The organism is Lactobacillus sp. HBUAS51381 (genome assembly GCF_012641095.1).
GTDB lineage: Bacteria > Bacillota > Bacilli > Lactobacillales > Lactobacillaceae > Levilactobacillus.
On the sequence record NZ_JAAVSC010000049.1, the window covers coordinates 1 to 12,064 of the forward strand.

At 51.8% G+C, this 12,064-nt stretch carries 13 protein-coding genes and 4 tRNA genes; 1 reads left to right on the top strand and 16 read right to left on the bottom strand.

What is annotated here, in order from left to right:
• Positions 1 to 134 precede the first annotated feature (134 nt).
• The 3 genes from HEQ50_RS11825 to HEQ50_RS11835 all read right to left on the bottom strand — a co-directional run bounded on the left by HEQ50_RS11825 (position 135) and on the right by HEQ50_RS11835 (position 2,971).
• Entirely contained in the window at positions 135 to 569 is a 435-nt protein-coding gene (locus HEQ50_RS11825; RefSeq protein ID WP_168900707.1) for a hypothetical protein, read from the bottom strand.
• Between the two features lie 10 nt (positions 570 to 579).
• Complete coding sequence (gene nadE, locus HEQ50_RS11830; RefSeq protein WP_168900708.1) at positions 580 to 1,410, bottom strand: ammonia-dependent NAD(+) synthetase; 831 nt, start codon at positions 1,408 to 1,410, stop codon at positions 580 to 582.
• 94 nt (positions 1,411 to 1,504) lie between these two features.
• Positions 1,505 to 2,971, bottom strand: a complete 1,467-nt coding sequence (locus tag HEQ50_RS11835) for a nicotinate phosphoribosyltransferase (RefSeq protein WP_168900709.1) — start codon at positions 2,969 to 2,971, stop codon at positions 1,505 to 1,507.
• A 154-nt stretch (positions 2,972 to 3,125) separates the two neighbouring features.
• On the opposite strand from HEQ50_RS11835, the gene HEQ50_RS11840 reads away from it, so the two are divergent.
• Positions 3,126 to 3,860 (top strand): WecB/TagA/CpsF family glycosyltransferase, encoded by a 735-nt coding sequence (locus tag HEQ50_RS11840; RefSeq protein ID WP_168900710.1) that lies wholly within the window; start codon positions 3,126 to 3,128, stop codon positions 3,858 to 3,860.
• On the opposite strand, the gene HEQ50_RS11845 is transcribed toward HEQ50_RS11840, so the two are convergent.
• The 13 genes from HEQ50_RS11845 to HEQ50_RS11905 form a co-directional block, all read right to left on the bottom strand.
• Positions 3,844 to 4,329 (bottom strand): GNAT family N-acetyltransferase, encoded by a 486-nt coding sequence (locus tag HEQ50_RS11845; RefSeq protein WP_168900711.1) that lies wholly within the window; start codon positions 4,327 to 4,329, stop codon positions 3,844 to 3,846. The two genes, HEQ50_RS11840 and HEQ50_RS11845, sit on opposite strands and share 17 nt — an antisense overlap.
• A 15-nt stretch (positions 4,330 to 4,344) precedes the next feature.
• A complete protein-coding gene (locus HEQ50_RS11850; RefSeq protein ID WP_168900712.1) occupies positions 4,345 to 4,524 on the bottom strand; it encodes a DUF6440 family protein in 180 nt (59 codons plus the stop codon).
• A gap of 59 nt (positions 4,525 to 4,583) precedes the next feature.
• On the bottom strand, positions 4,584 to 5,285 hold the full coding sequence (locus tag HEQ50_RS11855; RefSeq protein WP_168900713.1) for a GntR family transcriptional regulator: 702 nt from the start codon (positions 5,283 to 5,285) through the stop codon (positions 4,584 to 4,586).
• Positions 5,286 to 5,321: 36 nt separating this feature from the next.
• Positions 5,322 to 6,464: an N-acetylglucosamine-6-phosphate deacetylase gene (gene nagA / locus HEQ50_RS11860; protein ID WP_168900714.1), complete on the bottom strand. Its 1,143-nt coding sequence runs from the start codon at positions 6,462 to 6,464 to the stop codon at positions 5,322 to 5,324.
• 202 nt (positions 6,465 to 6,666) lie between these two features.
• On the bottom strand, positions 6,667 to 7,467 hold the full coding sequence (gene proC, locus HEQ50_RS11865) for a pyrroline-5-carboxylate reductase (protein ID WP_168900715.1): 801 nt from the start codon (positions 7,465 to 7,467) through the stop codon (positions 6,667 to 6,669).
• 264 nt (positions 7,468 to 7,731) lie between these two features.
• Positions 7,732 to 7,803, bottom strand: a tRNA-Gln gene (locus HEQ50_RS11870).
• Between the two features lie 10 nt (positions 7,804 to 7,813).
• A tRNA-Tyr gene (locus HEQ50_RS11875) sits at positions 7,814 to 7,896 on the bottom strand.
• Between the two features lie 83 nt (positions 7,897 to 7,979).
• The gene (locus HEQ50_RS11880; RefSeq protein WP_168900716.1) at positions 7,980 to 8,795 is read right to left on the bottom strand and encodes a metallophosphoesterase; all 816 of its coding nucleotides are present in this window, start codon (positions 8,793 to 8,795) and stop codon (positions 7,980 to 7,982) included.
• A gap of 79 nt (positions 8,796 to 8,874) precedes the next feature.
• On the bottom strand, positions 8,875 to 10,356 hold the full coding sequence (locus tag HEQ50_RS11885) for a peptide MFS transporter (protein WP_211089329.1): 1,482 nt from the start codon (positions 10,354 to 10,356) through the stop codon (positions 8,875 to 8,877).
• A gap of 366 nt (positions 10,357 to 10,722) precedes the next feature.
• Positions 10,723 to 11,019, bottom strand: coding sequence for a PTS lactose/cellobiose transporter subunit IIA (locus HEQ50_RS11890; RefSeq protein WP_168900717.1), 297 nt, complete (start codon positions 11,017 to 11,019; stop codon positions 10,723 to 10,725).
• A 9-nt stretch (positions 11,020 to 11,028) separates the two neighbouring features.
• Positions 11,029 to 11,361: a cellobiose PTS IIC subunit gene (locus HEQ50_RS11895; RefSeq protein ID WP_168900718.1), complete on the bottom strand. Its 333-nt coding sequence runs from the start codon at positions 11,359 to 11,361 to the stop codon at positions 11,029 to 11,031.
• 500 nt (positions 11,362 to 11,861) lie between these two features.
• Positions 11,862 to 11,934: transfer RNA gene (locus HEQ50_RS11900), tRNA-Thr, on the bottom strand.
• 31 nt (positions 11,935 to 11,965) lie between these two features.
• Positions 11,966 to 12,038 (bottom strand) — tRNA-Asn (locus HEQ50_RS11905).
• Positions 12,039 to 12,064: the final 26 nt, after the last annotated feature.

Sequence of the window (12,064 nt, forward strand, 5' to 3'; positions counted from 1 at the left end):
ATGGACACCTTTGCCTTCGGCTCGTGGTTCCGACTACTACGGCCCACAGCGGATTTTCACCGCCTAGTTAGCGCCCATGCCGGGCGCACAGCAAAAAGGATGCCGCTCAAAAAGAGCTGAACATCCTTTACCCGCTACATCGGACTCGTCATAATCCGTTGCGTCGCCGCCGTTACCTTTTCCATGGCATTTTCTTGTGTCTTCTCGGATTGGTTGAATGCCGCAACATCGACAGCTTGATGTTCAACGTCAATGCTATCGGTCATGGCTTGGCACGCTTCCGTATAGGTCCGAAAGGCCGCGACCAAAGACTTGTGCTTCCCCAACACGCGAACAGGCACACTGGCCTGTTCCAGTTGGTTCAGCTTGTCTTCGTACCCGTCCGTTCCGCGTTGAAAATTATCCACCACGGCCTGTAGATCGGCCTGCGACAGGTCACTGACCGTGTCGTTGTCGATCGCCGTTCGCATCTTTTCGAAGTCGGCGTTCATTTCACCCGCTTCGTCTTCGGTGCCCTGCAGGACTTTGCTTAAAACGTTGATGTACCCACTCATATTGCTTTTACGCATCGTTTGTCACCTAATCTTTCCAGAATGTATCGTACACGTTAACCGGCAGATGCCGCTTGTGCGTGGTCTTACGGTACCAGTTCTCAATCTTCTCGGCCGCTTGGTCACTGACGTCACGACCTTCGAGGTAGTCGTCAATGTCTGCATAACGCACCCCGAGTGCCGCTTCATCGGGTAATGCGGGCCGGTTGTCTTCCAAATCGGCCGTCGGCACCTTCTTGTAGAGGTGCTCTGGCGCCCCTAAGTAGGCCAGCATTGCCGCCCCTTGACGCTTATCTAACCGCCAGAGTGGGCAAATGTCGGCCGCCCCGTCACCAAATTTGGTGTAGAAGCCCGTAACGGCCTCGGCCGCGTGGTCGGTGCCCACCACGGCGCCGGAGCGGGCCCCAGCAATCGCGTACTGGGCAATCATCCGTTGCCGGGCCTTGATATTGCCCTTATTGAAGTCACTGACGTTATCGTGATTAGCGCTCACGGCCGCTTCCATGGCGTCGGCCGCCGGCTTAATGTTGACCGTTTGAGTCTCATCGGCGCCCATCACGTCAATCGCCATCATGGCATCATCTTCATCGGCCTGTTCACCGTAAGGCAGGCGTACCGCGATGAACCGGTAGTCACTGTCGTCGGTTTCCTGCCGCAATTCCGTGACCGCTTGCTCACAGAGAATCCCAGCTAACGTTGAATCTTGTCCCCCGGAAATTCCCAGCACCAGCGTCTTTAGGAAGTCGTAGCGTTTCAAATACGCCTTCAAAAAATCAACGCTGCGCCGAATCTCCTTGGCCGGGTCAATGGTGGGTTGGACCTTTAACGCGGCAATAATTTCTTTTTGCATGGCTCGCATGTTTCTTGCCCCCTCGTAAGATTGGGCCGATGGTCTGGGCAACAATCACCCACGTCTAGCTGACGTGACCACCCGACCCCCAACGTGCTCGTGATTATTCGGGCATTTTTTGAACGTAAGTGTGAATATCCTTGATAATGGCCATCTTGTGGTCCCAGCAATCCTGCGACAAATCGACCGGATACTTCTGCGGATTGAGGTCTCGTTTGTATTCGGGCCATAGGTTGGCTAAAGCCCCCCGACACCGTTCGCGAATGGCCGACAATGTTGGTAACTTGTAGACCAACTGGCCGTCTTCAAAGATGGACTGAAGAATCGGTCGTGCATTGAAATCATTGACCGTCTTATTGATATACGTAAAGCTGGGATGGAACATGAAGATGGTCTCTTCCTTACGCGGATCCTCATCCGCCAACGTCACGTAATCGCCCTCGGTCTTCCCGTCCGCATGCTTGGTAATCCGCCACACCTGCTTCTTCCCCGGCGTGGTAACCTTCTCGGCGTTGTTAGACAGTTTAATCGTTCCCTTGACCTTACCCGTAGCATCCTCAATGGCCACCATCTTGTAGACGGCTCCCAATGCGGGTTGGTCAAAGGCGGTGATCAGCTTGGTTCCGATGCCCCAGACGTCAATCTTGGCATCCTGCATCTTCAGGCTTTGAATCGTCTTTTCATCCAAGTCGTTGGACGCGAAAATCTTGGCGTTCGGGAATCCGGCTTCGTCGAGCTTTTGCCGAACCCGTTTGGACAGGTAGGCCATATCACCAGAGTCAATCCGGACGCCTTGGAAATTAATCCGGTCGCCCATCTCCTGAGCCACCTTGATGGCGTTAGGAATTCCGCTACGGAGCGTATCGTACGTATCGACTAAGAAGACACAATCATGGTGTGTTTCGGCGTACGCCTTGAAGGCATCGTAGTCGTTGCCATACGTCTGCACCAACGCGTGGGCGTGGGTCCCACTGATGGGAATCCCAAAGATCTTGCCGGCGCGGACGTTGGAGGTCGCGTCAAACCCACCGATAAAGGCGGCCCGGGTGCCCCAAATGGCCGCGTCAAATTCCTGGGCCCGGCGCGTCCCAAACTCCATCAAGGCGTCATCCCCGGCCACGGAGCGAATCCGTGCGGCCTTAGTGGCAATGAGTGTCTGGTAATTCACAATGTTCAAAATAGCGGTCTCCACTAACTGACAATCTGCCAAGGGACCTTCTACCTGTAAAATCGGTTCATGGGCATAAACCAGCTCACCTTCAACGGCAGACCGGATCGACCCTCTAAATTTAAAATTCGCGAGATAGTCCAGAAAGTCTTCCGGATATTCTTCAGCTTCTCGTAAGTATTCAATATCCGTTTGGGAAAAGTGCAGATTTTGGATATAATTAACGATGTGCTCCAAACCAGCAAACACGGCATACCCGTTATGAAACGGCATGTCCCGGAAAAACACTTCAAAAACAGCATGTCTGTCGGCAATTCCTTGTTGATAATACGTCTGAATCATATTAATCTGGTAAGCATCCGTGTGCACGGTTAAACTGTCGTCAGGATACAAATTCGTCATAATTGCGTTACTCCCTTAGCTAGTTTTCAAGCTGGACTGGTACAATTTAATCTAATAGACCCATTTTAGCATGAAACACACAGAGCGTCATACTATTTAGTACGGTCAGCCTGGCTTTATTTGTTGGCATGACCAATCTCGAAAGGAGACCCCCATGCAACGGTCATTTCCTACAGTCACGGTGCTTGGTGTCCCGTTCATCAAGACCAGCACCGCGCAATTTTTACAAACTTTACAACACCGAATCATCACTCACCAAAATACCTTCGTGGTGACGGCTAATCCCGAAATTGTGATGTACGCCCACCACAATCCCGACTACCATCAGCTGCTTCAATCCGCCGACTTCATCACGCCAGACGGCATTGGAATTCTCGATGGTGCTAAAATTCTCAAGCAGCCCATCCCAGAACGCATTACGGGCTTCGACACGCTGTTGGCGCTGCTTCAGTGGGCCAGCGATCACCAGCGTTCCGCCTACTTCGTTGGGGCGAAACCGGCCGTCATCGCCGCGTTGAAAACCAAGCTTCCCCAGAACTATCCCGGCCTCGTGATTGCCGGCATGCACGACGGCTACTTCAAGGATGACGCGGCCGTCGTCGCCGACATTCAGCGAACCCAACCGGACATGGTTTTCGCGGCCCTGGGCTTTCCGAAGCAGGAAGCCTTTATCGCCCAGCATCGTCAGACCACCAAGGGCCTGTGGATGGGCGTTGGGGGCAGTTTCGACGTCCTGGCCGGTGCGGTCGACCGGGCACCACAGTGGTGGCAGGATCACCATCTCGAATGGCTCTACCGCACGGCCAAGGAACCCAAGCGGCTCAAACGGATCGCCGTGATTCCCCACTACTTACGTCTGGTGCGGCAACAGGCTAAGCATCAACGCTAAGCTCCACAACTGAAATTTTCCCCTGAGGCACTGTCCGCGTGTGGACGGTGCCTTTTTGCGTAAATCCCAGTTGGTGGTAGAATGCCTGGGCCGACCGATTCGCGGCAAGCACCTCCAGGTAAATCTGCGGGTAGACAGGCGTCAATGCCGCCATTGCGGCCGTCATCAGCCGCCGGCCAACGCCGTGATGTTGCGCCGTGGGGCGAACGTAAATCGAATAGATTTCGCCCCAGCCCGACCGCGTCACGGCGCGGGCCGGACCCGCCGCACACGTCCCAATCAGTTGACCAGCTTCGTCAAAAGCCAACCATGTCTCTTGCCAGCGCCGTTCGGGATGCCAGCTAGCGGGTGTCAATTGCGCCATGAATGCCGCCGGTAACATGCCCGTGTAAGTGGCCCGCCACACGTCCAGGTATAGCTGCGCCACAACTTGAAAGTCATCGTTTGCTTGTGCTCGACGGATTAACATGTTCACCCCCGCTTTCTAAATGCCGGACTTTAACAGCGGCTTACCGTCCTTATCGACCAGCACCGTCATGCTGCTGCCGATGTAGTTCGAGGCCAGTACGTACTGCACCCCCGTCTGTGTATCCGTGACCACGTCAAAAGCCACCCCGTTGTCCGCCTTGGTGGGCGTCACCTCAAAGCGTTGCGCCTTCTTCATTTGACACGCGTCCTTTCTTTGCAAAAAGGGAGCCGAACCACCGTCCAGCTCCCTCATGTTTATTTTTCAAGATAAAATTCAAACCGTTCGCCGACATACTGCGTCCGCACGTATTCAAACGGTGTCCCGTCCTGCAGGTAGGTCACCTGCCGGAGCCGCAAAATAGCGTCGCCCCGCTTGATATTCAAGAACTCAGAGATCCGTTCGGAGGCCGACATGGCGGAGACCGTCTGTTGCGCCTTCCCCGGATTCAGGTTCTTCTTGTCTTCTAGCGCCCGGTACAGCGAGCTGGTCACTTCCTGCTTGCTGAGACCGTCGACGAGGTGCTCGGGCACCGTGGCCACTTCAAAACAGATCGGCACATCATCGCCGAAACGAATCCGTTCCATCCGTAAGACCTGTTCGTCCTCACTCAGCTTGAGCTTCTCCGCTTCGCTTAGAGATGGGCTCATCACGTGATAGGAGATGGTCTTGCTGGCCGGTTGTTTGCCCTGCGCCAACATTAGGTCGGTAAAGCTCGTGACCCCAGACATCTTCTCTTGAACTTTCTGGTTTGCGACGTAGGTTCCGGACCCGACTTGCCGCTCCAGAATCCCTTCATCAACTAGGGTTTGGATCGCCTGACGGAGCGTCATCCGACTCACATCAAAATCTCGAGACAGTTCTCGTTCGGACGGAATCCGGTCGCCAACCGCCCATTTACCAGCCTCAATAGCCCGTTTAATGTCATTATGAATTTGAATATAAATCGGTGAACTCACAGCACCTACGTCCCTTCTACAAATACAACTAAATTTTTACTTTGAGTCTTGACTGAACTTTCGCCCTAAACTGTAGGTCGTTTCCAGTTGTAAATCCCGCGTAAACAGGTTGAGATCGGCGTCACGCCCCGGAACCAATTTCCCCTTCTGGGTTAAATTGAACTCTTCGGCCTGGTTCACCGAACTCATCTGTACGGCATCATTCAGGTCACACCCCGTAAAGGCCATGATATTTCTGAAGGCCTCGTCAAAGCGGAGCACGGAACCGGCCAAATTGCCACTTTCCAGCCGCGCTTGCCGATCCTTCACAATCACCTTCTGCCCACCAAGTTCGCTGACGCCCTCGGGCATCCCCTTGGCACGCATGGAATCCGTCACCAGTTCCAACCGGTGCGGCCCCTTTTGTTCGTACGCCAACTTAATCATGTCGGGCACAATGTGGAAGCCGTCACAGATAAGTTCACAATACAGGTTGTCTTCCAGCATCGCATGCCCAGTAACGCCCGGTTCACGGTGCCGCAAGCCCCGCTGCGCATTGTATAAATGCGTCACGTGGGTGGCCCGGCTCTCCAACAACTGTTCGCGGGTAGCATTGGAATGGCCCACGGATGGCACGATATTGTTGGCCAAGCAGTACGCCTCAAACGCTTGGGAGCCCGGATCTTCCGGTGCGTACGTGATTAATTTAACCCGACCACCGGACAGCTTGTTCCATCGATCCAGCAAGGAAACATCGGGATCCTTAATGTACTTCTCCGGCTGAGCGCCCTTGAAGATTGCCGCAATGAACGGCCCTTCCAGGTGCACGCCTTGAATGACGGGGTTACGTTTGGCCGCTTCAGCGACACCGCGCATCGCGTGATCGATCGCCTCATTCGACTGGGTCATCGTGGTGGGAAAGATCGACGTAATCCCCTCATGAACCATCAGATTAACCATTTTATCGATCTGATCAGGGTCCCCATCCATACTATCATATCCATAACCCCCGTGGCTATGCACATCGATAAAACCGGGTACAATTGTCCGGCCCGTGACCACGTGGATCTCATCGGCGGGCAACGGCTGAAACTCGGCAACGGGGCCAACTGCTTCAATCTGCTGATCAAACCGAATATACCCATCGGGAATGACCGCATCCCCGGTATAAATCTTAGCGTGCTTCAAGACAATACTCATGTGTCTCCTCCTCATGATATGACAACAACAATTTCGCTGTGCCGCATCAGCAACTTCCCCCTCAAGGCGAGAAGGGACTGACCACACAGTGCTTGGCCACAGTCCTCGCATCGACGGACCATTCACCAATTGATATAGTCTTATTGTAATCGGTATAGACCAAAAAAGCAACTGTCTCGCGCTGGTAATTTGTGCGCCGCCGCTAGTCCGTTTCCCCGGCATCACGCTTAATCGTCGCATCAATTCCCTTGACCACGGCCGTCATCAATCCGGCCTCCTCCATCGCCAAGAGACCAGCGACGGTGCTTCCACCCGGCGAAGCAACCTGATCAATCAATTCGAATGGAATCTTGGTACTCTGCAGCACCATCTTGGCCGACCCCAGCGTGGCCTGGGCCGCAATCTCCGTGGCCTGCTTCTTGGTTAAGCCGTATTTGACCCCGGCCCGACTCAGACTATCAATGAAGAAGTCGATGTAGGCCGGTGAACTGCCCGCCAACGCACTGAAGACACCAAATTGGTCTTCAGCCAACTCGGTCGTCGACCCAATTGTCTTAAACACCCGGAGTGCCGCGGTCAAACGGTCCCCCGTCAACGCAGCGTTGGCCGCCACAGCGGTCATCCCCGCCCCGACCTCTACGTTGACGTTAGGCAGGGTTCGTAGCGTTGGCAAGGTTGCGCCGGTAATGGCGGCCATGTCGGCTAACGACCAGCCGGCAACGATGGAAATCAGGGTCTTGGCCGGTGTTAACTCTGGCGTAATCTCGGCTAGAACAGCCGGGGCCACGTTGGGCGTAACCGCTAGGACCACGAGATCGCTGCTCTGAACCACCGCCGCATTACTCTTGGCGGCAATCAGGTCATGTGCCTGGGCGTAAGCTAAATAATGTTCCGCGTGATGACTATGTACCGTAATCTCGGCTGGCGCAAAGGTTTTTGCCTTCAGTAGACCCCCAATAATGGCCTGGGCCATACCGCCAACACCAATAAATCCAATTCTCATCTCAGTTTCCTCCTTGAGGGCCGGCGTGCTGTCATCTGGCCGGTCTACGCACCATTTTCCTCATGATTCCGTACACTATCCCAATTGGTCTGGTGCAATTGCTAAGTCGACTTTAGCGAAATTCGTTGAAATTGTCAATTGGGTCACCGCTTGATTGCGGCTAACGTCCCCCGTCAGCGCAGCGTTGACGCCAGATGGTTCCACGGTTGACCGCGAAAAAAGGGTATAAAAAAACCAGCCACACACAGTGACTGGTTTTTTAAGTTGGGCTAGCTGGGTTCGAACCAGCGCATCACGGGATCAAAACCCGTTGCCTTACCACTTGGCTATAGCCCAATAATAAAAATGGTGGGGAGTGGATTCGAACCACCGAACCCGAAGGAGCGGATTTACAGTCCGCCGCGTTTAGCCAGACTTCGCTACCCCACCAAAAGTGAATCGCCGTAACGAATCAACGTTTATTATCATACAGAATTCTGCATAAATCGTCAAGCACTTTCTGCAAAATATTTTTATTTTAATTCGAGTAGCCGCAACCGCTGCCGCCATTCCGTGAAGTAATCCGACTGGGTCCATTCATTAATCCGCTTGTTATGGTACCCTACCGCCTGATCGTAGTAGATGGTTTTCTCAAATTGACGGGGCTTAAAATGTCGATGAACATGGCCAAACTGGACCACATCCACGTGATAGCGGTCCAGCAGCGCCCCCATCCGTGGACTCCCCAGCATAGCATTGGCCATATTCCAAAACCGATCGTCCGTGGTGTATTGAATGTACGCCCGGTGCGGCACAAAATGAGTCATGAACAGGACGCGTTTGTGCGCGGCACGGGCCTGAATCAGTTGGTTCTCGGTTGCCGCTAACACGTCATCCATCCGCTGCGGATCGGACTGCGGCTGTTCGATGGTGCCATCGACCCAAAAGGCCCGTTTCCAGGTCAAAAAGTCCCGACCGGCCAAGTTGTCTGCAAATTGGTAGTCGTACCAGCCATTATTGCCGATTATCCGCCAGTTCGTCCCAGCCACGTCTAATTGTCCCCGATGAAGGTAAGTTGGCGCTAAGGGGCTCTCAAGGGCCGCATACGTCACATCATGTAACATGTCGTGATTTCCCGCGATGAAACGCACCTTGGCGGGAGCAATTAACCGCTGTAGGCGTTCCACGTAGTCTAGCGACTGATCGAAATGATTGGTAATATCCCCCGCGATTAAATGCAGGCCCACACCCTGTTGCATGAGATAACCGGCCTGCTGCGGCAACAATTGATCGATGTCTTGTCGATTAACGTCAAAGTGAAGATCGCTAATTAACGCCGCTTTAACCATGCGATGACCCCCTCTCCAATTTTTGGCCAAATAAAAAGTGCCACTCCATTAGAGTAGCACTTTTGCCGGTAAATATTGACTATTTAATTCCGGCCATTAAATTCTTAATTGGTTTAACCAGTACGAACATGATTAATCCAGCGACGATTGCCACGATGGCAACCCCCATGAAGTAAGCCACTTCGTTTTCTGGCGTGTACAGTTTAACGATCTGTGCGTTAACGGCTTGCCCAGCGGCATCGGCCAAGAACCACATACTCATCATTTGAGATTGGAAGGCCTTTGGCGCTAACTTCGTCGTCACGGATAACCCAATTGGGGAAATCAGTAATTCAGCAATTTCAACGATGGCCCAACTCCCGACTAACCACAGGGGACTAACCTTAGCACTGGATCCAAACATCATAACTGGAATCACAATGACTAAGTAGGACGCACCGGCAAACAGCATCCCAGTTGCGAATTTAGCAGGAGAACTTGGTTGGTTCTTCCCTAAACGGTTCCATAATGCCGCAAAGAATGGCGTGTAGATCAGGATGAACAGTGGGTTCAGCATCTGGTACCAAGAAGGCAAGATGTTCAGTCCTAAGAAGTGGTTGTTCGTCTGGTTAGCGGCGAACAGCGCTAGAACTGAGGAGCCTTGTTCTTCAATCGCCCAGAAGATCGCAGCGGCGATGAATAACCCTAAGTAAGCCCAAACGTGTTTCCGTTCAGTCGTGGTAACTTTCTTACTGGTCAAGAAGATCACGAAGTAGACGACTGGGGTGGCAATGGCCACGATCGAAAGCAACAGCACGAAGTTGTTTAAGTTCAATGAACCCAAGAGGAACATCAATAAAACAATTAAAGCAAAGGCGACAACACCGACCGTTGAACGAACCGTCAGCTTCTTCATGTCACCGGGTTCCAGTGGATCGGTTGGGTAAAGACTATCCTTACTCAAGTACTTCTTCCCACCGTACCAGTATTGGACTAAGCCAAGGAACATCCCGATGGCAGCCAGGGAGAACCCTAAGTGGAAGTTGTAGTTCAACCCTAACCAGCCGACCAATAATGGTGCGACCAACGACCCTAAGTTAATCCCGAAGACGAAGATGGTAAACCCGGAATCACGACGAGTATCCCCGGCGTCATACAGGCCCCCAACCATTTCGGAAACGTTTGGCTTCAGCAGCCCAGTCCCCAGAACAATCAAGAGGATTGAGATGAACAAAGCAATCCGTCCAGCAGGCACTGACAAGGCAATGTGCCCAAACATGATGAGAATCCCACCAATGAAGACGGTCCGACGACTCCCCCAGACCCGGTCACTCAGGTAGCCCCCAAGGACGGATGACAGGTAAACCATGGACCCATAGATGGACATGACTGAGGCAGCCGTAGCTTGGTCAAACCCCAGACCACCCTTGGTAACCGAGTAGTACATATAGTAGATAAGGATGGCACGCATCCCGTAATAACTGAACCGTTCCCACATTTCCGTGAAGAACAGCGTTGATAATCCCCGTGGTTGACCGAAGAAGGTTCGGTCTTGGGAAGTCGACTCTGGTTTGTTATTCAAAACGATAATACCTCCATTGCTTGGTTAAAAATGAATATTTTTTTATTTCACCATCCGAATCTCGAAAAGCGATTGTGGCGGGGTCTCATAGACCTCTAATAAAACATAGTTGTAATTATACTTCATGAATCCCCGTTACGCAACGGTTTTTGAAATAAAAGCGTCTCCATCCCCGCCCCCACGGGCAAAAAACAATGATGAAATTATTAGCTATCTCATGCAATCTTCTTATTTTTTATTCATTTGAACCAATCGGCAAATATTATTCTTTTAATGAATAAACTTGCGTCAATTATACTTTCCCACCATGTAATTGCGTCCAAAACAAAAAAAGTGCAGTCCACGACTACACCCAGTAAAATCCAGTTATTTATCCTGCCAATCGCAACCCAAGGCCACAATTAGCTCATAGTTTCCCTGTACGGCCATTAAAGTATCCATTGCATGATTGATAAGGGTCGTCACGGGAAGGTCCTCAGCAGCCATTTTTGCCATCATTTGCGTCTGGACTTTATGCGCCGCCAAGAGCTGGTCCTGACAGGTCGTTAAATCCAACGACTGATGTTGCGTCCGAGCGGTAGTAATCGCTTGATACAGGCTATTCTTAGCGTTCCCCGCCTGAACCAAGACCTGCATAGCCAGTTGCGCAATCGTCGGGGTCATCGCGGCTGCCTAGTATGCGACTGCAACGGCAGCTGATGCAAAGTTCAATTGGTGACAAGCATACTTAACCAGCGCCTGACTGTTCAACCAACCGTAGATATCATTGGGAATCGGTGCCGTCCGAACTTGATCGCCAATCTTAGCCCGCATCTTGGCTTGGTAGGCCACTTGTGGCGCCAAGAGTACCAAGTCCTGTTCGGCCAAGAGTTCTGGCGTTACTTCCATTAGACTCGTTGCGGTGAAACGTAACGGCACACGTTGTGTTTCAGCTACCCGCTTAGCTTCTCCCAAGAATAAATGACTTGAAATTCCTTGACCACATACTAATAAGACGTTTTTCATGATGGCATCTCCTGTGCTTAATTGATACTTATAGAATAGCACTAAGCGAGGTATACCACAACAGATTATATAAAAAATCATTTATTTTTTTATTGGCCAAATCGTTGGTTTAGCAACGGTTTAATGATATATACCAATTTTAAACGTTAGACTATACCAATGCGTCAACTTTACGTAAACGCTTTCATTGTTATTCTGTCAACCCGGCCTTTATTTCTTTGCTCGCAGCTGCTAATCGAAAAGCCGATCGCCCAGGCCGCGGTTTGATTAGTCCGGAACAAGACCTTGGTGACGGTCAACTTAAAGTCCGCGAGTTGGCGGATGATTTCGGTCTTCTTCCATACTTAATGCAGCCATTCTATTCGGCACTTCGTAGGTATGGTCTGATCCTTTAAATGTAAACCGCTCCTGCGGTCAGCTACATAATCAAACTTAAGCGGTCAAAAATAATTGATGACAACAAAAAAAGCTGCTAGTCCGAAGACTAACAACTTATCTGATGCCGGCTGAGGAATTCGAATCCCCGACCCTCGGTTTACGATACCGATGCTCTACCAGCTGAGCTAAGCCGGCATATATCAACTGGTTAACCAGGTTAACCCGACTCCGGCAGGCGGGCTCGAACCGTCGACAACCTGATTAACAGTCAGGTGCTCTACCAACTGAGCTATGCCGGAATAATCGCGTGGCAACGTCCTATCCT

Coding starts and splice junctions, on each gene's coding strand:
- HEQ50_RS11825 (WP_168900707.1), bottom strand. CDS start 569: ATGCGTAAAAGCAATATGAGTGGGTACATCAACGTTTTAAGCAAAGTC.
- nadE (WP_168900708.1), bottom strand. CDS start 1,410: ATGCGAGCCATGCAAAAAGAAATTATTGCCGCGTTAAAGGTCCAACCC.
- HEQ50_RS11835 (WP_168900709.1), bottom strand. CDS start 2,971: ATGACGAATTTGTATCCTGACGACAGTTTAACCGTGCACACGGATGCT.
- HEQ50_RS11840 (WP_168900710.1), top strand. CDS start 3,126: ATGCAACGGTCATTTCCTACAGTCACGGTGCTTGGTGTCCCGTTCATC.
- HEQ50_RS11845 (WP_168900711.1), bottom strand. CDS start 4,329: ATGTTAATCCGTCGAGCACAAGCAAACGATGACTTTCAAGTTGTGGCG.
- HEQ50_RS11850 (WP_168900712.1), bottom strand. CDS start 4,524: ATGAAGAAGGCGCAACGCTTTGAGGTGACGCCCACCAAGGCGGACAAC.
- nagA (WP_168900714.1), bottom strand. CDS start 6,464: ATGAGTATTGTCTTGAAGCACGCTAAGATTTATACCGGGGATGCGGTC.
- proC (WP_168900715.1), bottom strand. CDS start 7,467: ATGAGAATTGGATTTATTGGTGTTGGCGGTATGGCCCAGGCCATTATT.
- HEQ50_RS11880 (WP_168900716.1), bottom strand. CDS start 8,795: ATGGTTAAAGCGGCGTTAATTAGCGATCTTCACTTTGACGTTAATCGA.
- HEQ50_RS11890 (WP_168900717.1), bottom strand. CDS start 11,019: ATGACCCCGACGATTGCGCAACTGGCTATGCAGGTCTTGGTTCAGGCG.
- HEQ50_RS11895 (WP_168900718.1), bottom strand. CDS start 11,361: ATGAAAAACGTCTTATTAGTATGTGGTCAAGGAATTTCAAGTCATTTA.